Source organism: Campylobacter gracilis (genome assembly GCF_001190745.1).
GTDB classification, from domain to species: domain Bacteria; phylum Campylobacterota; class Campylobacteria; order Campylobacterales; family Campylobacteraceae; genus Campylobacter_B; species Campylobacter_B gracilis.
This window is the reverse complement of the sequence record NZ_CP012196.1, coordinates 278,007-298,396: the sequence shown is the minus strand read 5'-3', so window position 1 is coordinate 298,396 and position 20,390 is coordinate 278,007. Positions and strand designations below refer to the sequence as shown.

The 20,390-nt window shown below is 48.4% G+C and carries 22 protein-coding genes and 1 pseudogene; 10 read left to right on the top strand and 13 right to left on the bottom strand.

The window, feature by feature from the left end:
* Position 1 precedes the first annotated feature (1 nt).
* The 12 genes and pseudogenes from nuoL to CGRAC_RS01545 all read right to left on the bottom strand — a co-directional run bounded on the left by nuoL (position 2) and on the right by CGRAC_RS01545 (position 11,431).
* Complete coding sequence (gene nuoL, locus CGRAC_RS01600) at positions 2 to 1,849, bottom strand: NADH-quinone oxidoreductase subunit L (RefSeq protein ID WP_005869751.1); 1,848 nt, start codon at positions 1,847 to 1,849, stop codon at positions 2 to 4.
* On the bottom strand, positions 1,842 to 2,165 hold the full coding sequence (gene nuoK / locus CGRAC_RS01595; protein WP_005869753.1) for an NADH-quinone oxidoreductase subunit NuoK: 324 nt from the start codon (positions 2,163 to 2,165) through the stop codon (positions 1,842 to 1,844). The genes nuoL and nuoK overlap by 8 nt, the downstream gene beginning before the upstream one ends.
* A gap of 1 nt (position 2,166) precedes the next feature.
* A complete protein-coding gene (locus CGRAC_RS01590; protein ID WP_005869755.1) occupies positions 2,167 to 2,694 on the bottom strand; it encodes an NADH-quinone oxidoreductase subunit J in 528 nt (175 codons plus the stop codon).
* A 611-nt stretch (positions 2,695 to 3,305) separates the two neighbouring features.
* Positions 3,306 to 3,896: pseudogene (nuoI, locus tag CGRAC_RS12380) on the bottom strand (NADH-quinone oxidoreductase subunit NuoI); the annotation flags it as partial.
* Positions 3,897 to 3,906: 10 nt separating this feature from the next.
* Positions 3,907 to 4,902 (bottom strand): NADH-quinone oxidoreductase subunit NuoH, encoded by a 996-nt coding sequence (nuoH, locus tag CGRAC_RS01580; protein WP_005869759.1) that lies wholly within the window; start codon positions 4,900 to 4,902, stop codon positions 3,907 to 3,909.
* Entirely contained in the window at positions 4,899 to 7,604 is a 2,706-nt protein-coding gene (locus CGRAC_RS01575; protein ID WP_005869762.1) for an NADH-quinone oxidoreductase subunit G, read from the bottom strand. The genes nuoH and CGRAC_RS01575 overlap by 4 nt, the downstream gene beginning before the upstream one ends.
* 1 nt (position 7,605) lies before the next feature.
* A complete protein-coding gene (locus tag CGRAC_RS01570; RefSeq protein ID WP_005869764.1) occupies positions 7,606 to 8,313 on the bottom strand; it encodes a hypothetical protein in 708 nt (235 codons plus the stop codon).
* Positions 8,310 to 8,540, bottom strand: coding sequence for an NADH-ubiquinone oxidoreductase subunit E family protein (locus CGRAC_RS01565; protein WP_005869766.1), 231 nt, complete (start codon positions 8,538 to 8,540; stop codon positions 8,310 to 8,312). The genes CGRAC_RS01570 and CGRAC_RS01565 overlap by 4 nt, the downstream gene beginning before the upstream one ends.
* Entirely contained in the window at positions 8,537 to 9,763 is a 1,227-nt protein-coding gene (gene nuoD / locus CGRAC_RS01560) for an NADH dehydrogenase (quinone) subunit D (protein WP_005869768.1), read from the bottom strand. Before nuoD ends, CGRAC_RS01565 begins: the two co-directional genes overlap by 4 nt.
* Positions 9,763 to 10,551 (bottom strand): NADH-quinone oxidoreductase subunit C, encoded by a 789-nt coding sequence (locus tag CGRAC_RS01555; RefSeq protein WP_005869770.1) that lies wholly within the window; start codon positions 10,549 to 10,551, stop codon positions 9,763 to 9,765. The genes nuoD and CGRAC_RS01555 overlap by 1 nt, the downstream gene beginning before the upstream one ends.
* The gene (locus CGRAC_RS01550) at positions 10,551 to 11,060 is read right to left on the bottom strand and encodes a NuoB/complex I 20 kDa subunit family protein (RefSeq protein ID WP_005869772.1); all 510 of its coding nucleotides are present in this window, start codon (positions 11,058 to 11,060) and stop codon (positions 10,551 to 10,553) included. Before CGRAC_RS01550 ends, CGRAC_RS01555 begins: the two co-directional genes overlap by 1 nt.
* Positions 11,042 to 11,431: an NAD(P)H-quinone oxidoreductase subunit 3 gene (locus CGRAC_RS01545; RefSeq protein WP_005869774.1), complete on the bottom strand. Its 390-nt coding sequence runs from the start codon at positions 11,429 to 11,431 to the stop codon at positions 11,042 to 11,044. The genes CGRAC_RS01550 and CGRAC_RS01545 overlap by 19 nt, the downstream gene beginning before the upstream one ends.
* Positions 11,432 to 11,604: 173 nt before the next feature.
* On the opposite strand from CGRAC_RS01545, the gene CGRAC_RS01540 reads away from it, so the two are divergent.
* From CGRAC_RS01540 to CGRAC_RS01500, 9 genes are all read left to right on the top strand, one after another.
* The gene (locus CGRAC_RS01540; protein WP_005869776.1) at positions 11,605 to 13,167 is read left to right on the top strand and encodes an inorganic phosphate transporter; all 1,563 of its coding nucleotides are present in this window, start codon (positions 11,605 to 11,607) and stop codon (positions 13,165 to 13,167) included.
* Between the two features lie 221 nt (positions 13,168 to 13,388).
* Positions 13,389 to 14,147: an AzlC family ABC transporter permease gene (locus CGRAC_RS01535; RefSeq protein WP_005869778.1), complete on the top strand. Its 759-nt coding sequence runs from the start codon at positions 13,389 to 13,391 to the stop codon at positions 14,145 to 14,147.
* Positions 14,147 to 14,494 carry an AzlD domain-containing protein gene (locus CGRAC_RS01530; protein WP_005869779.1) on the top strand — a complete coding sequence of 116 codons (348 nt, stop codon included), beginning with the start codon at positions 14,147 to 14,149 and terminating at the stop codon, positions 14,492 to 14,494. Before CGRAC_RS01535 ends, CGRAC_RS01530 begins: the two co-directional genes overlap by 1 nt.
* Before the next feature lie 69 nt (positions 14,495 to 14,563).
* Positions 14,564 to 15,916, top strand: a complete 1,353-nt coding sequence (locus tag CGRAC_RS01525; protein ID WP_005869780.1) for a coproporphyrinogen III oxidase family protein — start codon at positions 14,564 to 14,566, stop codon at positions 15,914 to 15,916.
* Between the two features lie 113 nt (positions 15,917 to 16,029).
* Positions 16,030 to 16,383 carry a hypothetical protein gene (locus tag CGRAC_RS01520; RefSeq protein ID WP_005869782.1) on the top strand — a complete coding sequence of 118 codons (354 nt, stop codon included), beginning with the start codon at positions 16,030 to 16,032 and terminating at the stop codon, positions 16,381 to 16,383.
* Positions 16,384 to 16,473: 90 nt separating this feature from the next.
* Complete coding sequence (locus CGRAC_RS01515; RefSeq protein WP_005869784.1) at positions 16,474 to 16,749, top strand: Imm53 family immunity protein; 276 nt, start codon at positions 16,474 to 16,476, stop codon at positions 16,747 to 16,749.
* 29 nt (positions 16,750 to 16,778) lie between these two features.
* Entirely contained in the window at positions 16,779 to 17,342 is a 564-nt protein-coding gene (locus tag CGRAC_RS01510; protein WP_005869786.1) for a hypothetical protein, read from the top strand.
* Between the two features lie 41 nt (positions 17,343 to 17,383).
* Positions 17,384 to 18,016, top strand: a complete 633-nt coding sequence (locus CGRAC_RS01505; protein ID WP_005869788.1) for a hypothetical protein — start codon at positions 17,384 to 17,386, stop codon at positions 18,014 to 18,016.
* Positions 18,017 to 18,178: 162 nt separating this feature from the next.
* Positions 18,179 to 18,754: a hypothetical protein gene (locus CGRAC_RS01500; protein ID WP_005869791.1), complete on the top strand. Its 576-nt coding sequence runs from the start codon at positions 18,179 to 18,181 to the stop codon at positions 18,752 to 18,754.
* Between the two features lie 430 nt (positions 18,755 to 19,184).
* Here the strand turns inward: CGRAC_RS01500 and CGRAC_RS01490 are convergent, their stop codons facing one another.
* The gene (locus CGRAC_RS01490) at positions 19,185 to 19,916 is read right to left on the bottom strand and encodes a DUF4197 domain-containing protein (protein WP_040303393.1); all 732 of its coding nucleotides are present in this window, start codon (positions 19,914 to 19,916) and stop codon (positions 19,185 to 19,187) included.
* A gap of 115 nt (positions 19,917 to 20,031) precedes the next feature.
* Here CGRAC_RS01490 and CGRAC_RS12675 point away from each other — a divergent pair, with 115 nt between their 5' ends.
* Positions 20,032 to 20,157 carry a hypothetical protein gene (locus tag CGRAC_RS12675; protein ID WP_005869795.1) on the top strand — a complete coding sequence of 42 codons (126 nt, stop codon included), beginning with the start codon at positions 20,032 to 20,034 and terminating at the stop codon, positions 20,155 to 20,157.
* Positions 20,158 to 20,390: the final 233 nt, after the last annotated feature.

Sequence of the window (20,390 nt, the reverse complement as noted above, 5' to 3'; positions counted from 1 at the left end):
CTCACAGCGCAAACGCCAAAATCAGCAAAATGAAAGATCCCAAAACCATCCACCTTAAATTTGCGCTCAAATCTCCGCTATTGCTTACGCGATCCGCACCCTCGCCGCTTTTTACCGCCACGCGAGCGATCAGATCGACGCTGGCGTCTATGATCGCGCCGTCGCATTTAGCGCAGATCTCGCTAAGCCTTTCGTATCCGCGCACGATCACGCGCTCGTAAATTTGCGGGATAAAATACTGCGCGATCAAAATTTTATAAAATTTACAGTTCTTTAAATTCAGGCTAAATTTACCCTTGCCGTATGTCCAAATCGTTCCGATTGCCACCGCGCTTATCATCGCTAGCGTTAGGGCGATCAAAATTACCTCTACGCCGTGCGGAATTGAAATTTTAAAGCCCGGCAGTATGCTAAGCACGAACTCCGCAAAATCGTGCTCAAAAAAGCCCGCTATCACCGCAGGCACGGCCAGCACGCCCATCGCGATGAGAGCAAATCCTTTCGCCTCGTGCGGATGGTGCGAGTATTTTGCCTTACCGAAAAACACGAGCATTATCAGCCGCACGCTGTAAAATGTCGTCATCGCAGCGCCTGCAAACAGAAGCGCCCAGATAAAATACGCGTCCGCGCTCCACGCCGCTTCTAAAATTTTATCTTTTGAGAAAAAACCCGCGAATGGATAAAATCCGCAAAGCGCGAGCGAGCCTATACACATTAAAATTGCCGTAGGCCGCATAAACTTATATAATCCGCCCATATTTTGGATGTTTAGATCGTCCTTCATCGCGTGCATTACATTGCCCGCGCCCAAAAATAGAAGCGCCTTGAAAAACGCATGCGTCGCCAGATGAAATAGCGCGATCCAATACGCCCCGAATCCCGCAGCCACAAACATATAGCCAAGCTGCGAGAGCGTGGAATAGGCGATGATTTTTTTAAGATCGTTATGAACCAGCGCCATCGATGCCGCAAAAACCGCCACGAAAGCGCCCAAGCAGACGATAAAGCCGCTTACTTCTGGCGCAAGTGCGAAAATAGAGTTTGCGCGGACCACCAAATAAACGCCCGCCGTAACCATCGTCGCTGCGTGAATGAGCGCAGATACGGGCGTCGGACCAGCCATCGCGTCGGCTAGCCAGGTATGAAACGGAAACTGCGCGCTTTTGCCCATCGCGCCGATAAATAAAAGCGCTGCGATCAGGGTTAAAATTTCAGGCTCCAAGCCCGCCGCATTTGCAAACACTACCTCATACCGCAGCGAGCCGAAGCTCAAATAGATCAAAAAAATTCCAAGCAGCATCCCAAGATCTGCGATACGGTTCATTATGAAAGCTTCGTTGGCGCACCAGCTGTAATTGCTCCTATCATACCAAAAGCCGATCAGCAGCCACGAGCAGAGTCCGACCCCCTCCCAGCCGATGAAAAGCCCTAAAAAATTATCGCTCGTTACCAAAACCAGCATCGAAAATACGAAAAGCCCCAGGAAGCTGAAAAATTTAGCGAAGTTTTCATCATCCCACATATAGTAGATTGAATACACATGCACGACGCTGGATACGATGCCTACAACCACCATCATCACCGCACTTACGCTATCTATGAGAAAGCTAAATTTTGCGTCCAAAAATCCGGTGCTTATGAAATCGGCTAAGCTTACGCTGATTAGGCGGTTGTCAGAGACGAGCTCCATCAAAGCAAGCGACGCGATAGTGCTTAAAATCACCAGCGCCGAGCAGATTACGCCAATAAACATCTTATCTTTGGCGCGAATGAAAACGCCTGCGAAGATCGCCGAGGCAAGCGGTGCGAAAAGGGCGATTAAAAGCCACACAAAAACGGTATCAAGCATCCGGTCCATCCTTGGAAGGATTTTTAAAATTTACGAAGCTGTCAAGTTCGATGCTGCCCGTTTTCTTATACCACAAGATGAGTAGTCCAAGCCCCACGGCCATCTCGCTCGCAGCGATTGCGACGATGAAAAGTGCAAAAATTTCGCCGTTTATGTTGTCGTAAAATTTCGCTACGGCGACGAGGGCTAAATTTGCGGCGTTTAATAAAATTTCGCTCGAAAAAAAGAGCATTATTAAATTCCGTCGCTTCATCATACCCGCAAGCCCGAGCCCAAACATCATCGCAGCGACGATCAGATAGTGATTTAGACCCATTTTATCCCTCGCTCTCTTCGTATGTCAGGCTCGCGTCCATCTGCTTATGCGCAAGCACGATAGCGCAGATCATCGCCACGAGCAGCATCACGGCGGCAAGCTCAAAAATCGCCAGATATTTCGTAAAGATAATCATCCCAAGCGCCTCGGTATCGTCGGTGTTTAAAATTTTAAGCGTTTCTACGTTGTTCGCAACCACCGCGCCAAGCGCGATAATCACGAGCAAAAATGCGATCACGCCGCTAAGCGCGAAAAATAGCCTTGCGCCCTTTTTCGGCTCGTTTACGTTTTTATCCGCGCCCAAAAACATCAGCGCGAAGCCGTAAAGCACGATCACGGCGCCTGTGTAAACTATGATCTGCACTACGCCTAAAAACTCCGCATCCAGCAAGAAGAAAAATCCGCTCATAAATACCATGCCGCCGGCCAGCGCGCTAAGGGCGTAAAGAACGTTTTTACTAAAAACGCTGATGCCGAAAAGCGCCAGGCAAACCGCGCTGAAAAAATAAAATGCAAGCGTTTGTATCATTGCTCCTCCCCCTGCGCGGCGGAATCTTCGGCGCATTGAGAGGCGGAATTTTCTTTGGAATTTCGCGCCGAATCAAGCGTAGAATTTTCAGCGCCCTCAGTAGAATTTTTTTTGGAATTCGCCTTAGATTTTTTGCCTCGCGCGGCGGAATTTCCCGCGTCTTGCGGAACGGAATTTTCTTTGGAATTCTCCGAAGAATCGTCGTTTGTAGCGGAATTATTTTTAAAATTTTCCGTAGAATCGCCGACAGAATTTTCAGCATGCGACGCGACGGAACTCTCTTTAGAATTTTCCGCAAAATTTTTACTATCCGTAACGGAGTCTTCTGCGCTTTGCGAAGCAGAATTTTCTTTGGAATTTCGCTGCGAATCAAGCGTAGAATTTTCAGCGTCCGCGGAATTTTCTTTAGAATTTTCGGCGTCCGCGGCAGAGCTTTCCCTTAAGCTCGCCTGCTCGGCGTCTTGCCGCTCGGCTAAAATTTCGCCGCTTAAGCCCGCGCCTGAAAATAGAATTTTATCGCTAGCGGCACCCTCTTTTTTGGAGCTTTCCGCAGCGCTTTTTAAATTTAAATCCGCGTTCTTTAAGTTTGGCTCGTCGCTTGCGGCGTCGCTTTTTATATAGGCGTTCGGCGTCACCTTGATCCGCGCGCCTGCGTTTTCATCCAGGCTGCCGTAGCCCGCAAACTCCTGCGCCGCGCCGTTTAAACATAAATTTTCGCCGCGAATTAAAAGATCCTCTTTAAATCCGTAATACGCGCGCTGTTCGCTCGCAAGCTCATATTCGCAGCCGTGCACGATAGCGATCTCGGGGCAGACGTCCGCGCAAAGCCCGCAATAGACGCAGCGCCCTAAATTTATCGAGTAGTTATCTACCTTTTTGCGGCCGTCGCTGCCGAGGCTGGTCTCCATCGCGATGCAGTTTGCCACGCAGATCTTCTCGCACAAACCGCATCCGATGCAGCGTTCGCTGCCGCTTTCAAGCAGGCGCATAAGCTTGTGCACGCCACGGTATCTAGGCGGCATGACAAATTTTTCCATAGGATATCGAAGCGTGTGCGAGCCGCCGCGCTTAAACATATTTTTTAGTACCACCCACAGCCCCACGAAAAGCTCGCCGTTAAAGGTGCGGGCTAGGAATCTGCGAAGCTTATCGCCGCCGGATTTAATAGGGGCTCGTTTGTCGATCTGGACGTATCTTGCCATCGCACCCTCCTTAAACGATCGCTAGCGCGGTAATTAGCACGCAAGCAAGAGCTAACGGCATGCAGACTTTCCAGCAAAGCCCCATCAGCTGATCGGGGCGCAGATGCGGCCACGCCGCGCGCGCCCATAGGAAGCAGAAAAACACGAGGCTTGATTTTAACACCATCATAATGCCGCCAGGGATAAACCAAAACGCGTTAAATCCGCCCAAAAACAGCAGCGTCGTAGCGACTGAGTAAGTTATGATATTGGCGTATTCGCCGATAAAAAACATACCCCAGCGCATACCAGAATACGCCGTACCCGCACCCGCTACGATCTCGGTTTCGTTTTCGGTAAGACACAGCGGCGTGCGGTTGCACTCTACAAAGGCTGCGATGAGAAAGAGCGCGAAGCAAACGGGCTCTTTCCAGATAAACCACTTATCTATGCCGCCGCTTTGCGCGCTTACGATGTCGATAAGCGAGAGCGAGCCCGTGATCATCACGATAGGGATTAGGCTAAGCCCATTTATCACCTCAAAGCAGGTGATCTGCAAAAACGCGCGAAACGCGCCTATAGTGCCCCATTTATTGTAGCTCGCAAGCCCTCCGATCAGTAGACCATAAACGCAGGTGCCGCTAGCTCCGAGCAGGAATAAAATTCCCACATTTATATCGCTTAAAATCGGCTGTATCGTCCGCCCGCCGATCGTAAACTCCGGTAGCAGCGGCACTACCGAAAGCGCCACGAAAGCTCCCGTAGCCGATATGATCGGCGCGATTTTAAAAAGAAGCTTATTCGCTCGCGCAGGGATAGCGTCCTCTTTGGTAAAAAGCTTTATCATATCCGCGCCCACCTGCAAAAGCCCCGCAGGCCCGACCATAGAAGGCCCGATCCTGCGCTGCATGTAGGCAAGCACCTTACGCTCGGCGTAAGTCGCAAGCCCCGAGAGCAGCGCGATGACGGCTAAAATCACGAGCGCCTTTAAGACGGTGGCTACGAAATAAAATGCACTATCGCTCATCTGCCCTCTCCTTTAGAATTTGAAATTTTCTCGATTTTTACGCCGGCGTAGCGCGAGGTTTTGAAAAATATCTCGCCGCGCAGCTTCTCGTCAAAATACGGCAGATACGCCCCGCTAAAGCCTGGATCGATCTTTACGCTAGCGACGATTTCGCGCTTTAAGTTTACGAGCCCGGTTGCGCCGCTTTCGCCATTTTCATCACCGAAGGCATTGGCTTTGCGAGCACCGCTTGCACGATCCGCTTTTTTTGCACGACCAGCGCCGCCTTTGTCGCTTTCGTTGCTAGCAACGCCCGTTTTGCCTGCGCCGCTAGTTTTTTCATTATGCCCCGCATCGTCCGCTTGGTAAATTTTAACGACGTCGCCTGCACTTACGCCCAAGCTTTCGGCGATGCTAGGGCTTAGATACAGCGCGCCCGCTTCGCCCAGAGCGCTGCTTGCGCCGCTAAATTTATTGAATTGATGCAGCGGATTCGCCTCATAGATTAAAATTTCGCCCTCGCCCGCGCTAATCGGCGCTGAAAGCGAAATTTCAAACTCCTCCTCGCTAGCGGCGAGCTCCTCGTTTCGCAGCCCATATCCGCGGTGGTTTGCGCCGCCGTTGTCGTAAAAATTTTCTAAATCGTCAAATTTAATCGGCTCAAAATCCGCGCCCAAGCTTGACGTATAGCTGATCGCGTGTTCCGCGCAAACTCCCAGCGCACAGGCGATATCGTTTAGCTCGTAACCGCCATAATCAAGCGCCGCATTAGTAGGCACTACGCGCTTGTCGTAGTTCGTAAACGTGCCCTCCTGCTGCACCAAGCTAGGCGCGTCCAGATCGGCTTCCAGCACGCCGAAGCTTATATTGCCCGCTTCGTTGTAGCCTAGCGTCTCGCCCGCGCTCATTTGCGCACTAAGCTCACAGATGAGTGCGACGCCAAGGCTATTCGTGCGCGGCGGCACTACTAGCACTTTTAGCGGCGTGTAGCGCTGCACCAAACCCGCTAGGCGCGCGAGCGTAGCGCTATTTGGCGTGCGGATAAAATCCTCGCCGATGATGAGCGAAAAACTCTCCTTTTTAGCTAAAAGCTCATCCACTTTCTGCTCGTCCAGCCCGAGCGTGCGGGCAAAATTTGAAATTTTACTTTCCGCGGGATTCTCGGAATTCTGCGCGGAATTTTTTGCAGGATTTTCAGCGCCATCCGCGCTTGCGGAATTTTTGGCACCGCTCTCACTCGCAACATTCTCGGCGCCATTTGCCTCCGTAGAATTCTCAGGATTTTGCGAATCCGCGGATTTCTCGTCTAAATTTTGCTTCGCCGCGGCGCGCGAAATTTCAAATTCCGCCGCGAGTTTCGCATCCAGCCACCCAGGCAGATCGCGTCCGAATTTCTGCAAGATCCAAAGCAGGATCTGCGCCTCCAAGCCCGCAGCGTGCGGCTGATGGATAAAATTTTTACCAAAGCCTTTAATGCCCTCATCGCAAAACGGATGGAAATAAATTCCGCTTGCCTTATTTAGCTTACAGGCGCTGTTTACCGCATAGCCCAGATTTGGAGCGTCGCTGCGCAAAAATGTGCCGCAAACTACGATGAAATCGCTATTTTTAATCGTCTGCGAATCCGCATTATAAAATTTCGTGCCGCTAAATTTTGAAAATTCGCGCAGGAACTTTTGATACGCAAACGCTTCATTGTTAATCAGAGCGAGCTTAAATTTTTGCCGCAAAAGTTCTAAAATCCGAGCTTCTTCGTTGGTGATGAAACTATTAAATTTGATGTTTTTGATCTCGCCGTCCTCAATGCCGCGCACGATACGGCTAAAAACCGCTTCGTTTTTGCTCGCCTGCTCGTTTGAAAAATCCCAGCCGAAGCGCGCTCCCGCATGCAGGACGCTAAAATTTATGTCGCTGCTAACGCGATAAATTTTTTCACGCGGCTCGCCTATGCCGCGGCGCTTGATCTCGTAATAAAGCAGTTCGCAATCGCTGCTGTGTGGGTTGGAAGCGGGGATTTGACGCAGCTCCCAGGCGTTTGAAACGTATTTAAACGCGCTCTCTACCAGAGCCCCCGTCGGGCAGACCGCCTCGCTCTCGCCGTAGTTTACGCAATCATCCTCATCGTTGACCCGCGCAATTAGGCTTTTTTGAAGCTTGTTCCACACGGCGTAGGCGTCTTTGGGCATCGCGTCCTTTTGCTCCTTACTAAGCGCGTCTCCGCCGCGCGGAACGAGCTTAAACGCATCTACGCCCAAGCGGTCCTTCGCGGCGGTGATACAGCGCTCGCAAACGATGCAAAGGCTAGGATCATAGCTCAAATAACCCCAATCCTGCACCTCGCGCGCCGTATCGCGGATAGCGTAGCTTTGGGTATTTGTGCGCATCAGATGAGCTAAATTTTGAAGCTCGCACTCGCCGCTTTGATCGCAAACCCCGCACGCCATCGGATGGTTGATACAATAAACCTGCGTGATCGCCTCGCGCTCGGCGTCGATCTCGGGGCTGCGGCTGTAAACGACCATGCCGTCCTTGGCCTTGGCGTTGCAGCTATAGACGCGCTTGCCGTCCGCTTCGACCATACAAAGCCTGCATGCGAGCGTCGGCGTACCGCCGCTTAGATAACAAAGCGCAGGGATAAAAACGCCGCAGCGACGCGCGACCTGCAAGATGTACTCGCCCTCGTCGCACTCGCAAGCTTTACCGTCGATCGTGATCTTTGCCATTTTAAACCTTAGAAATTTCTGCGAGTTCGAAATTATAACCGCTAAAGCCCCGTCCGCCCGAGCCCAGAAGCGCGATCGCGCCATTTATCCACCCATCTTGGATAAATTCTTTTTCCAAATTTAAATGCGGCGTTTTGATGCGGACGCGATCGCCGTATTTGATCTTTGCGACCATGCTAAAATACCTTCCGCCGACGAGCCGATCATCCGCATCGTGTTTGAAAACCACGGCGCCGTCGAAGTTCATAGGCTCTTTAAGCGGGCTTAAATTTACCGCATGCGGTGCGGCCAGCTCCACTTGCTCGCCGCGTAAGCTTAAAATTTTAACTCCGAATTCTGCCGCTATGAGAGACAGAAAAGCTTTGATATTTTCGGCATCGGGATGAGTTTTAATAAGCGCATCGTCGATCAAAAGCGCGTCGCAGCCTCCCCGTAAAAACTCGCAAATCTGCTCGATCTCCTCCTCGCCCACGTTGCTTTCGCCGTTTAGATACTCCAGATCCAGATCCGCAAAATAGGGCTCGTCGCAAAAACTAGCGCAGATTAGCGCCAGCACGAAGTTTTGCGCGCCGATCTCGCATTTAATCAGCTCACTTTCTAAATACGGATCTTGCAACGGCGATACGCTTAAAATTTTAGCGTGTTTAAAACCTTCCGTAAGCCCCGGACTTTGCAGTCTAAGTAGCGGCGCAAAATTTAAAATTTTCATATTCTCCCCTTTTTTGCGACTATCATCCAATCGACCTGGTTATAGCGGATTGAGCTTAAAAGCGTGGAATTTAGCCCCTCGACTAGATCGGCGCTTTTTTGAACCGCGCTGAAATCGCCCATCTCAAACATAAAGATCATCGTCTCGCCGCGAGCGGAATTTTTTAAAATTTCGCCCATGCGGTTTAAAAATTTATCGCCCAGATGCCTCAAATCGTAGCGTTTCATCGATCCACCTCACCTAAAATGATATTCGTGCTGCCGATGATCGCCGCAGCGTCGGCAAGATACTGCCCGGGTAAAATTTCTTCATAGACCGCGCAGTGCCAAAAGCTCGGCGTGCGGATCTTAAGGCGATAGGGGCGGCTTTGCCCCATCGAGCGAATATAAAATCCAAGCTCGCCCTTAGGACTCTCGCTCGCGGCGTAAATTTCGCCCACGGGCGGGCGTAAGCCCTGAGTGACTAACACGAAATGCTGCATCAGCGAGTAGTTTTGCGTCATGATCTGCTCTTTGCTAGGATTTACGTAAGCGGGATCAATCGCTAAAATTTGCGGATCGCTTAGCGGATAGTGTTTCGCGCACTGGCGCAAAATTTTAAGGCTCTCGCGCATCTCCGCCATATAGCACTTATAGCGCGCGTAGCAGTCGCCCTCGCTCGCATACGGCACGTCGAAATCAAGCTCGTCGTAGATGAGGTATGGCTCTTCTTTACGGATATCCCACGCATGCCCGCTAGCGCGGAGCGTCACGCCGCTACAGCCGCAGCTAAGAGCGTCTTCGTGCGAGATCACGCCCACACCCTCGGTTCGCATTAGCCAAATTCTATTCGTATCGAGCATATCTTCAAATTCTTTAATATCGCTAGGGAATTCGTCGCAAAATTTCAACATCTCCTCTAACCAGCCGTTAGGCAGATCCAAAAACACGCCGCCGATTTTGATATTATTGTGCGTAAGGCGCGCACCGCAGTATTTTTCTATGAGATCGAGTATGTATTCGCGCGAGCGAAAGCAGTAGAGAAATACCGTCATCGCGCCGATATCAAGCGCGTGCGTACCCAAAAACAGAAGGTGCGAGCTGATGCGATTAAGCTCCAATAAGATCGTGCGGATGATCTGCGCGCGGCGCGGCACTTCGATGCCGCAGAGCTTCTCGACCGCGGCGCAAAAGCCGTAGTTGTTCGAGCCCGATGCGACGTAATCGATGCGATCTGTTACTGGGACGAACTCTGCGTAGATCATATTTTCTGCCATCTTTTCGATGCCTCGGTGCATGTAGCCCACGCCGGGGCGGGCTCGCACGATGCGCTCGCCGTCAAGCTCCAGCACGAGCTTTAGCTGACCGTGCGCGCTTGGATGCTGCGGACCGAAATTTAAGATCATATTCGCGCCCTCGCGCTCGTACTCGATGTTTTCGAAAAAAGGTCTTAGCTTGTTTGGATTTTGCATTATTTTCTCTTTGTGATGATCTTGTAAATTCCGCGTTTAGCGCGTTTTACGAAGCGCACGCCGCCCTCTTCCTGATATTCTTGTAAAATTTTCTCTTGCGGGCGCGGCTCGCCTCTAGCGCCCTCGTGATAGAGTCGCGCGAAGTTAAAGGTATCCTTTTCATCTACGAATGCGGAATTTCGGTTCTCTTCGCCGATCCGCTCGCGCGCGCCGACCCCAAAAATTTTATCCACCTCGTACCACTTGGCAAACTCGTCTCCTTGCAGCGGATAGGACTTCAAAAGCGGGTGTCCGAACCAATCATCGGGCATTATTAGGCGCGCCAAGTTCGGATGGGCCTCTATCCAAACGCCCATCATATCGTATAGCTCGCGCTCCGCCCAGTTCGCGCTTTTGTAAATGCCCGCAGCGCTTTGCAAAAAGCTCTCATTCGGCACGAAGCACTTTAGCCGCGCGCGGCGCGCTCTTTTTATATCCAAAAGCTGATAAAAAACCTCAATGCCGCCGCGAGCCTCGGTAAAATCCACGCCGCTTAGCTCACATAAAATTTCATATCCCGCGCCCTTAAGCGCGCGTAGCGCCGCTAAATTTTGCGCAGGCTCCACATAGAGTACGAGAGTGTTAAATTCCACGTACGAGTTTAAAATTTGGACGCCTTCAAGCGCATCCAGATCGTCTTTGAAATCGCTCTCGTTTGCGCTGGATTTCGGCGTTTCCTCGGGAATGAAAAATCTGTCTTTGTAGTAATTTTTTTTACTCTGATCGCCTTTGGGATTAAATTTTCTCATCAGATCAGCCTTTTTGCCTTTTGCGCGCGGCGCGGAGTTTGGGTACGGATCTTTTTTTGCAGCACCATCATCGCAAACTGCAGCGTCTCGGGGCGCGGCGCGCATCCAGGCAAATAGATATCCACGGGCACTATGCGGTCGCAGCCCTGCACCGTAGCGTAGGTATTAAACATCCCCCCCGTATTGGCGCAGCTGCCCATGCTGATAACCCATTTGGGCTCGGGCATCGCGTCGTATAGGCGGCGCGTGAACTCGGCGTGCTTTTTGCTAAGCGTGCCTGCGATTATCATCACGTCCGATTGCTTGGCGCTTGCGCGAAATATCGTGCCGAAGCGGTCGAAGTCAAATCTGCCCGCGCCCGCCGCCATCATCTCGATCGCACAGCAAGCAAGCCCGTACGTCATCGCCCACAAAGAGTTGCTCCTGCCCCACGCAATCAGCTTATCGACGGTGGTAAGAACTACTGGAAGCCCGTTTTCGCGCGCGTAGTTTATCTTATGCTCTGCCAATTTAGCGCTCCTTTTTTCCAGGCGTAGATGAAACCGATGCCTAATAATACGATGAAAAACGCCATCTCTACAAGCCCAAACACGCCTAAAATTTTAAAATTTACCGCCCACGGAAACATAAAGATAATCTCGACGTCAAAAAGTATGAAAAGCACGGCTATCAAAAAAAAGTGGGAGTTCATTCGGTTGGGCTGTTTGACGGCTTCGGGGCCGCTTTCGTAAATTTCGCCCTTTAGCCGCTCATCGCGCCTGTCTGCTAAACGCGAGCCTACCAAAGAGGATAGTTTAACGATGAGCGAAAAGACGCAAAAAGCTAGGATTAGCATTACGAATATTCCGAAATACGGGCTTTGCAGCGGAATTCTAGACATTTTTCGCCTCGGTTTTAAAATTTAATGTGGATTGTAACGAAGTATTGATTTAATAAAGCTTAGCGCGCGCCACTAAATTCGCTTTTAAAATTAAAATTTATATACCTCGCCCGTGCGATTTAGTGGGGATTAAGGCGCGTGTGGTAAAATTTCGCGGATTTTAAGGGAGAGCTATGAAATCTAGCAAGATAAGTCTCATTTTCTACGGCATATTCTGCGGCGTAACAATCTATTTTCTTATCTGGGGATTCGGTTTTATAGGAAGCGGCGATAAAATGCTATTTTTAGTTTCGGTATTTTTGGGCATCTTTATGGCCTTTAATATCGGCGGAAACGACGTGGCAAATTCCTTCGGCACCAGCGTCGGAAGCGGCACTCTCAGCATCGCGCAAGCCCTTTGTATCGCGGCGGTATTTGAAGCAAGCGGCGCGGTAATCGCAGGTGGCGAAGTAACCTCGACGATCAGAAGCGGCATAATCGATCTTAGCAAAATGGACGTGCATCCTAGAGACTTTATCTACGTAATGATGAGCGCGCTTTTTGCGGCGGGCGCGTGGCTGCTTTTTGCCAGCAGAAAGGGCTTGCCCGTATCTACTACTCATGCGATCATCGGCGGTATCGTGGGCTCGGGGCTTACGCTAGGCGCCCTGCTTAATACCGCAGAGACTTCCGCATTGTGGCTAGTGCAGTGGGATAAGATCGGCAAAATAGCGATTTCCTGGGTGCTCTCGCCGATTTTGGGCGGAGTGATCTCCTTTGGAATTTTCTGGCTCATCAAACATTATATTTTGGATTACAACCGCTACGCTCAAATAAAGATCGACCGCATAAAGCGCGAAAAAAAATCCCTCCGTAAGCTGCATAAAAAGACCTTCGAGACCCTGGACGACATTCAAAAGATCGCCTATGCAGAGGCGCTAAATCACGATATTTACGCGATGCGCGATCCAGATTTCGATCCAAGCGAGCTGGATAGCGAGTATTATAAAAAGGTGATCGAGCTTGACGCAAAAAAAGAGAAGCTCAAATCCCACAAAGCCCTAGAGTACGGGATTCCAGCCGTAGCCGGTATCGGCGCTTTCGTGATCTCGGCGATGCTGATATTTAAGGGGCTGCATAATCTAAATTTCGGGCTTACGAATTTTTACAACTACCTCATCATCGGTATGTCGACGCTAATCACCTGGCTTTTGATGTTTATTTTCGCTAAAACCCTGCGCCGCTCAAATTTAAACAAATCCGCGTTTTTGATGTTTAGCTGGCTGCAGGTGCTCACCGCTAGCGGCTTTGCGTTTTCGCACGGCAGTAACGACATCGCAAACGCCGTGGGTCCGTTTGCCGCCATCATCGATACGATGGCCACGAATAGTATTAATCCCTCCACTCCCGTGCCGCAGCAGATTATGATAATGTTCGCAGTAGCCCTCATAGCGGGGCTTTGGTTCATCGGCAAAGAGGTGATCGCCACCGTAGGCACCAATCTTACGAAAATCCACCCAGCCTCGGGCTTTAGCGCCGAGCTTGCAAGCGCCGTCGTCGTCATGGCGGCATCGGTGCTTGGACTTCCGATCTCCTCGACCCACGTGCTAATCGGTGCGATTTTGGGAATCGGCTTGGTAAATCACAGCACGAACTGGTCGCTGATGAAGCCGATCGGGCTAGCGTGGATCATCACCCTGCCCGTCTCGGCGCTGCTTTCGGCGTTTGCATTCGTGCTTTTGCGCCACGTATTTTAGGCTAAATTTAAAAATCCGCTCCCCGAAATTTTAAAATTTCGCGAATTTCTACGCAGGCTAAATTTTAAAATTTCACGGCGCCGAAGCGAGTAAATTTTACAGCTCCTCTTGCGGCGCGTTACCGCATAAAACTCGCTCGCAGTAAGGCATATCTCGCCCGCATGCCCTGTAAAATTTAATAAAATTTTAGTTACAATCGCGCTTTTAAATTTAGGAAAGCTATGAGTAAATTTGAAATTTTTAGACCCACCCTCGCCGTGATGATGGGCTACGTGCCGCTGGGGCTGGCGTTTGGTATCTACGGTATCAGCCAAGACCTGCCCGTATGGGCGCTCGCGCTAACCTCACTGCTAATCTACGCAGGCAGCGTGGAGTTCGTGCTGATCGCCTTCATCGTAACTCACGCCTCGCTCGTAGATACCTTCGTCGTGGCGTTTTTGCTAAATTTTCGCCATTTTTTCTACACGATGTCGCTGTTGGACGAGCTGCGCTTCGTGCGTCATAAAATTTACGCCGTATATGCCCTTACGGACGAAACCTTTGCGCTGCTAAAAGCGCGCGCGTTTTTGCGCCCCGAGGAGCTTAGCGGCGAACAGCCGGTAACGCCGCAAAGGCTAAAAGAGCTTGATCTGCTCTATAATCTAACCGCGGTATTAAATCAGTCCTACTGGGTCGCGGGTGTCGTTGCAGGGGCTGTTTTGGGAGCAAGCTTGAAGCTTGATTTTAGCGGAGTCGAGTTTAGCCTGACGGCGCTTTTTGCGATGCTAACCTATGAGGTTTTTAAAGCAAATCCGCAATACAAAGTGCTATTGCTGGGCTTTGCCTGCGCGTTTGCGGGGCTTTTTATCTTTCCTACAAAATACTTTTTATTCGGCACTCTGATTTTCGGCACTGCGGTTTTGCTGCTCTTTCGTAAATACTTCGAGCGACCTTCACGCACGGGACGCAGGCTGCGAAAATTTTTAAAAAGGGGTAGATAATGGAAATTTTACCCTATATCTTTCTGGCCTCGCTCGCTACGATTTTGACGCGATTTTTGCCGCTGCTGCTTTTTAAGAAAAAGACCGCGAGTCCAAGCTTATCGTATCTGCAGAAAAACTCGGGCCTTTTGATAATGGTCGTTTTGACGATCTATGCGCTTAAGACGATGCTGCCTAGCTTCTCAGGCGAGCGAGCTTTTAGCGCGGACGTGCTGCAAACGGCGATGCTGCTATTTTGCCTGATTATGGCGTTTGTCGTGCATGCTAAATTTCGCAATTCCCTCGTTACGATAGCGCTTCCTACGCTAATATATATGGCGGCGCTACGCTTTTTATTGAATTATTGATAAATTTATAAGTTAGTTTTCGATAAACTTCAAAAATTAATTTTTAAGTTTAAAAAAGGCTAAAGTTTTATGAATTTTATCAGTCAAATGGTGCATAGCTTCGCCAAAAAATACGCCGCCGACACTATGCAAAAATCTCTCTATAACTCCCTTAGAATCGACATCACACAGGAAAATATCGCTAAAATTCCAAATCCCGATAAAAAATATATGCTCTACATGCACGTGCCATTCTGCCACACGTTTTGCCCGTATTGCTCCTTTCACAAATACGCTTACGAGCGCGGCGCGTGCAAGGCGTATTTTAGCGCGCTACGCACCGAGATGCAGCGCACGAAGGACGCAGGCTACGACTTTGAGACGCTTTATGTAGGCGGCGGCACGACGCTCATCGACGAGGATGAGTTAGCGCGCACGCTGGAGCTTGCCAAGTCGCTTTTTAGCATCAAAGAGGTCTCATGCGAGAGCGATCCCAACCACATCGAGCCTGAGAGTTTGCTGCGATTTCGCGGGCTCATAGACCGCCTAAGCGTGGGGGTGCAGAGCTTTGATGACGATATTTTACGCAAAGCTTCGCGCTACGAGAAATTCGGCTCGGGCGAAATTCTGCAAGAAAAGCTATCCCGAGCGGTCGGAATTTTACCGATTTTAAGCCTGGATCTGATCTTTAACTTTCCATTTCAAACTCGCGAAATTTTACTTCGCGACATCGAAGCGGCAAAAGCGGTAAAACCGGAGCAAATCACGCTGTATCCGCTGATGAAATCGCCTTTGATGCGCGATCAAATAGCGCGAAGCCTCGGCGTTAGCAATGTAGATCACGAGGAGGAGTTTTACTCCATCATCTGCAAGGAATTTTCTAGTTGGCACCGCAGCAACGCGTGGGCCTTCGCTCGCGAAAAATCAAACATCAACGACGAGTATGTAGGCACAAATCATGAATACGTAGGCATCGGAAGCGGCGCGTTTAGCTTTTTGGACGGTAGGCTGCTCGTAAATGCGTTCAACCTCGAAGACTACGCAAGCAGGGTGCGCAAAAACGAAAGCACCGTCATCGCCACCTGCGATTTTAGCAGATCCGAACGCGCAAAATACCTCTTTTTGACCGAGCTTTTTAACGGCGAGATCGATATCACTAAATTTAACGCCGCAAACGATCTAAATTTGCGCCGCGAACTGGGCAGAGAGCTTAGCCTGCTAAGGCTTGCAGGAGCCGTGTGGATCGAGGGCGAGATCATACGCACGACGGAATTTGGCGCTTATTTGTGCCTTGTTTTGATGAAGGAATTTTACACCGGCATGGACAAGGTGCGCGCGGCGTTTCGCGACGACGCCAAGATTAAGCGCGCAAAACAGCTCATCATTATGGACGAAAGCGAATCCGCCGCAGCTGGCGTGGCAAAGAGCGAGATAGCCTCGTAAATTTTGTACCCGACCGCTACTAGCGCTTGGACGCAGGCGCAACTTGAGCGCAAATACCGTCCGGCATTAAAACACAAACGAATTTTTGATTTCAAAATTTAGGAAACGCCGCAATGAAACGCAGAATGATCAAGCTATTCATTTTATTTCTGTTTTTTGTCCTTATATTTGAGCTCGTCGGTAATCTTTTTAACTTCGGTCGCTTCCCATTTCATAAGAGCTGCGAGCCGTTTATGATGATAAACCGATATGATAGCGGTCGTCCAAACGATGAGTGTATAATGCAGCTTATGGATGAAAATCGAACGGGCGATCTTTTCTTATATTACTTTAAAACCAAATATAATCACGAGGAGCCATTGTCAGAGCTGGACGAAAAAGCTATAAAATTTTTAAATATTCCGAACTCGAAGATAATCACCGTAAATAAAGATGGTGTGGAAAAGAAATTTTTAATACGCGATTAAATTTAAATAGCAAAGAAGCCCTGCTTCAATTGCAATATCAAGGCCTAACAAATCGAGAATTTTAAAATTTATAAAATTAAAGGAGGAGCAATGAATAATCTAAAACTCATACAAAACTGGTACGCTTCCAAATGCGACGGAGAATGGGAGCATGAATATGGCCTTACGCTAGAAACGGTCGATAACCCGGGCTGGTGGATTGAAATCGATGGCGAGAGCGGGAAAAAGCCGATCAAAATAAATATCGATAGAGATGACGAGGATTGGTTTTTCATCAATGCCACGGAAAACGAACTCAAAGGAAGTTGCGGAGCCGAAAATTTAGAGGAATTATTGGAATACGTGGTAAAATGGCTAATGGATTAAAATTTAGCAAGACAAATAAGGGAGCCTAGATGATCGAAGTCGAGACAAAAAACGAATCTTGCAAAAATACCGAAGTTACGCTTGCAAATATCGAAATTGTTAAGGATGCCGTAAAGGAATTCGCCTATAAAAGCTTTAAGGGCAGTTATCTGTTTTTTGATATTTACGGCGAGATGGATAGGGATTTTTGCGTGCTTGGAGCAATCGGCGAAGGAGATGAAAACAATATCGGAAAAATAGATCTTAAAAAATATGAAAGAAGCTCCGTAGGCGCCACCGACATATCGCAAGATATAAAGGGCGCGAAATTCTGCACCTTTTTCAAGCTGGATCAAAGTGAAATTTTAAAGCAAATATTATATTATATAGCCTATGAAAGATTTGAAAGCGGTTATTACGCAAAGGGTAAATTTATAGGCAAAAACAGCGATGATCTTGTTTTTATCGGTATCTGCGGCGATGTAAAAAATTGCGCCGAAATAAAGAGCGTCGATTTAGATGAAATAATAAAAAGTTTGCCTAAACTCTCGGAATCAAATAATTTTTATATTAGCGAGTTTATATGTGATCAACCAAACCGATCGATGAGATAAATTTTATATCGCCAACCGATTAAATTTAAAAAGGAGATACTATGAAATTTAAAATTTTAAAACCGAATGAACTATACGGCTGGGTTTTTAACAAAGATGAAGAACTTTATAAGGCTTTAGGATTTGATTGCTGGATGGATTCGTTTATTCGCATATTAGCTCAAATTCCGGGCGCCAGGAAAAAAGATATTTTGGATTACATTGAATATGAAATCTTTGATTGGTACGAATGGTTTGAACTATATGGGATTATCCAAAGCGACTATAAGCTAGCGGACGAAGATAATCCTGAAATTTCAGCCTATCCGACATACGCGGGAGAGTATTTCGGAGTAATGGGTCAACTATTTTTAGGGGGTATGATAGACTTCGGCATAGAGGGCGAAAATTTAAGAAAGGAATGGGCTGACTTCGATACGAATTTATCCAAGATCGATCTAGGGATGTCGCTTTATGAGAAGTGGATCTATTTTAGAGATAATTTCTTTTTTGGATATAAATTTTTAGAGGAGGAGAACATAACTCCCAAAGCAGAGATAACTTGGAAGAATCCCGATACCTGGAGTAGATTTAGCCACTGGATGTGTATGACTAAGGCGGGCAAAGAGTATCGTGATAAAATTTTAAAGCCGAGGCTTTATGAAAAGTATAAGGATGTGGTTATAGAGGTGTGAGGGCGAATACGGCATTAATGGCTAAAATAGATATTTTATTAAATTTGATAAATTTTGCTAACGATATACTTAATGAAAGTATGCCTCCAACGACAAGCTACAGCCTAATGGGGCGCTATTCTAACAATGACAACTATCTCAAAAAGACTATAGGAATAAAAAATGAGCACTAGGATAGGTTTAATACTTTTGGGCGCATTTTTTGTATTTGAAAGTATTCTTGGCTGCTTTAGCGGAAAGATGTATTTTAAATACGGGGGCTGGAGCGCAGTTGAGCCGGTCTATGTTATCAAGATTTTCATCATCGGCTTATTATTTGTTTCTGCAGGAATTTTCATAAACAAAAAAATAGGTAAAGTAATTAATGCCTTGATAGGTTTAGGCCTTTTAATAATATCTATAGAAATTTTTACAACGGGGGATCCCGCAGGAATACAAAGTAAAATCGGATATCCTTTTCTTATCTCGGGATTTTCGGTTTTACTCATTAGTATCTTGTTTTTTTACCTCGCCTTCCGCTCTGAAAAGAGCATAAAAAGATATCCTAAATATATGTGGTGTAAGGACTGCTTTAAATTTTACCTGTACGAGGATGTCAAGGATACCGATCAAATTTGCTCATACTGCGGCAAAAAGCTTACGGAGTATAAAAACGACGGCGTGTATCAGCAAAGAAACGCCTCCGAGCAAAGTACTAAATCTCCAAAGCCTAAAAAGCGTAAATTTAAAAAGCGATGAATTTTATAAAACGGCTTTCTTGCTTTATCCTTACACTCATCTGTTACCGCTCTGCTATCCCGATACTTCGCCGCTTTGTAAAATTTCAAACGTAAGCGCTAGATATACGCGCATTCAATTACCGCACGAATTTCTAAAACTCCGCGTGAAATTTTAAAATTTCAAATCCTTTACGTCTTGCTAAATTTCTAAATTTTACAGTTTCGAATTTCGCAGACTAAACTCCGCACAAGATTATCGTATAAAGCCAGCCCGCCGCGAGCACGTGACAAACGAACATCTAAATTCCGCCGCGCGCCCGCTTTGGCGCAAGCAGCTGCTTCGCGCGAGCAGGCGTTTTGCGCACAGCTTTAGGCTACCCAAGCTTACGGCGCAAAACAATTATAAGCGGCTATGCGGCGAAATTTACGCCAAAGCCTCGCCGCGAGTTTTATTTAATCACCTTGCCTAAAATCCCGGCACCTTTGCCGACGGCGCTGCCGCGAAGCGCGCTTTCTTTTTCCCTCATCACCGCAAATAGCCCGTCCAGCGTCTTTTGCGTTATGTAATCATTCAAGTCCTCGCCCTGCTTAGGCAGATACTCGCTCGCACCCAGCCCGCGCGCGATGTTTTGCACCGCTTCATTGCCCGCAATCTTGCTTTGCGCGAAGGAATTTAGCCCATTATACGCCGTCGCGAAGCTGTTTTTACTCATCATATCGCTTACGATCGGTCTGAAAACCGCCCGCAGCTTCGCGCCCGATTTGCTCTGCAAATACTCGCTAAGCGCCGTGTCGCCGCCGCCGATGAGCTTTTTAACGTCGGCATCGCTCATCGATTTCAGATCTTGCAAAAATATCTTGCTCGCACCGCTCACCGCCTTAGTAGCGGCATCGTTCATACTCACGACGAGCTCGCGCTCCCATTTATCGCCGCCCACCTTTCTCGCAAGCTTCGCAGCCGCCTTCAGCGAAGGAGGAAGCTCGATCTTGGCGGTCTTGCTGTGGATGTAGCCCTTGGCGAGCTCGCTTGCGGCGCGGTTCGTGGCGGAAGCGAGCAGATCCTTGTAGTTTCCGCTCCTAGTCGCACCGAGCGCGTCCGCGCCCTGCTTTAGAATATCCGTCACGTCCGCATGCGCAAGCGACAGCGCCGCAGCGGCGAGCAAAATCATAAATTTTTTCATATTGCAACCTTTGGATAAAATTTGCGCCATTATGCCAAACTGCGGTAAACGCTAGGCCTGCGTAGTGTAAATTTACGCGCTGCGTGGACGATTTAAGATAAAATTTAAGCTAAATTTGAAAGCGGATTCGAGGCTAAATTTTAAACACAGAATTTCAAAGCTAAATTTAACGGGCGGAATTTACCAGCCAAATTTAAAGATGAAATTTGGATGCATCGAGCTTTGTCGTGCTTGCGGCTAAATTTTAAAAGCATCGCTACGACGAGCTAAAATTTTAAAACGCTCTGCTTGGCGTTATTTAAATCTACGCAGCGCAAACGATGCCAACGCAGGGCACATAAAGCAATTATAGCGATGAGCGGCTATATCCTCAGCACAAACGATTGAAATTTTATCAAGCCCGCCGCAGCCAAAAAGCTCGCCGTAAATTAAAGAGCTTAAATTTAAAAGCGAGCTGCCGCTTTTGACAAAATA

Coding starts and splice junctions, on each gene's coding strand:
- CGRAC_RS01565 (WP_005869766.1), bottom strand. CDS start 8,540: ATGAAACGCTACGATTTGAGGCATCTGGGCGATAAATTTTTAAACCGC.
- CGRAC_RS01520 (WP_005869782.1), top strand. CDS start 16,030: ATGAAACGCAGAATGATCAAGCTATTCATTTTATTTCTGTTTTTTGTC.
- nuoL (WP_005869751.1), bottom strand. CDS start 1,849: ATGCTTGATACCGTTTTTGTGTGGCTTTTAATCGCCCTTTTCGCACCG.
- CGRAC_RS01555 (WP_005869770.1), bottom strand. CDS start 10,551: ATGAGAAAATTTAATCCCAAAGGCGATCAGAGTAAAAAAAATTACTAC.
- CGRAC_RS01490 (WP_040303393.1), bottom strand. CDS start 19,916: ATGAAAAAATTTATGATTTTGCTCGCCGCTGCGGCGCTGTCGCTTGCG.
- nuoK (WP_005869753.1), bottom strand. CDS start 2,165: ATGGGTCTAAATCACTATCTGATCGTCGCTGCGATGATGTTTGGGCTC.
- CGRAC_RS01515 (WP_005869784.1), top strand. CDS start 16,474: ATGAATAATCTAAAACTCATACAAAACTGGTACGCTTCCAAATGCGAC.
- CGRAC_RS01575 (WP_005869762.1), bottom strand. CDS start 7,604: ATGGCAAAGATCACGATCGACGGTAAAGCTTGCGAGTGCGACGAGGGC.
- CGRAC_RS01510 (WP_005869786.1), top strand. CDS start 16,779: ATGATCGAAGTCGAGACAAAAAACGAATCTTGCAAAAATACCGAAGTT.
- CGRAC_RS01590 (WP_005869755.1), bottom strand. CDS start 2,694: ATGATACAAACGCTTGCATTTTATTTTTTCAGCGCGGTTTGCCTGGCG.
- CGRAC_RS01505 (WP_005869788.1), top strand. CDS start 17,384: ATGAAATTTAAAATTTTAAAACCGAATGAACTATACGGCTGGGTTTTT.
- CGRAC_RS01545 (WP_005869774.1), bottom strand. CDS start 11,431: ATGTCTAGAATTCCGCTGCAAAGCCCGTATTTCGGAATATTCGTAATG.
- CGRAC_RS01500 (WP_005869791.1), top strand. CDS start 18,179: ATGAGCACTAGGATAGGTTTAATACTTTTGGGCGCATTTTTTGTATTT.
- CGRAC_RS01530 (WP_005869779.1), top strand. CDS start 14,147: ATGGAAATTTTACCCTATATCTTTCTGGCCTCGCTCGCTACGATTTTG.
- CGRAC_RS01535 (WP_005869778.1), top strand. CDS start 13,389: ATGAGTAAATTTGAAATTTTTAGACCCACCCTCGCCGTGATGATGGGC.
- CGRAC_RS01525 (WP_005869780.1), top strand. CDS start 14,564: ATGAATTTTATCAGTCAAATGGTGCATAGCTTCGCCAAAAAATACGCC.
- CGRAC_RS01540 (WP_005869776.1), top strand. CDS start 11,605: ATGAAATCTAGCAAGATAAGTCTCATTTTCTACGGCATATTCTGCGGC.
- CGRAC_RS01570 (WP_005869764.1), bottom strand. CDS start 8,313: ATGAAAATTTTAAATTTTGCGCCGCTACTTAGACTGCAAAGTCCGGGG.
- nuoD (WP_005869768.1), bottom strand. CDS start 9,763: ATGCAAAATCCAAACAAGCTAAGACCTTTTTTCGAAAACATCGAGTAC.
- nuoH (WP_005869759.1), bottom strand. CDS start 4,902: ATGAGCGATAGTGCATTTTATTTCGTAGCCACCGTCTTAAAGGCGCTC.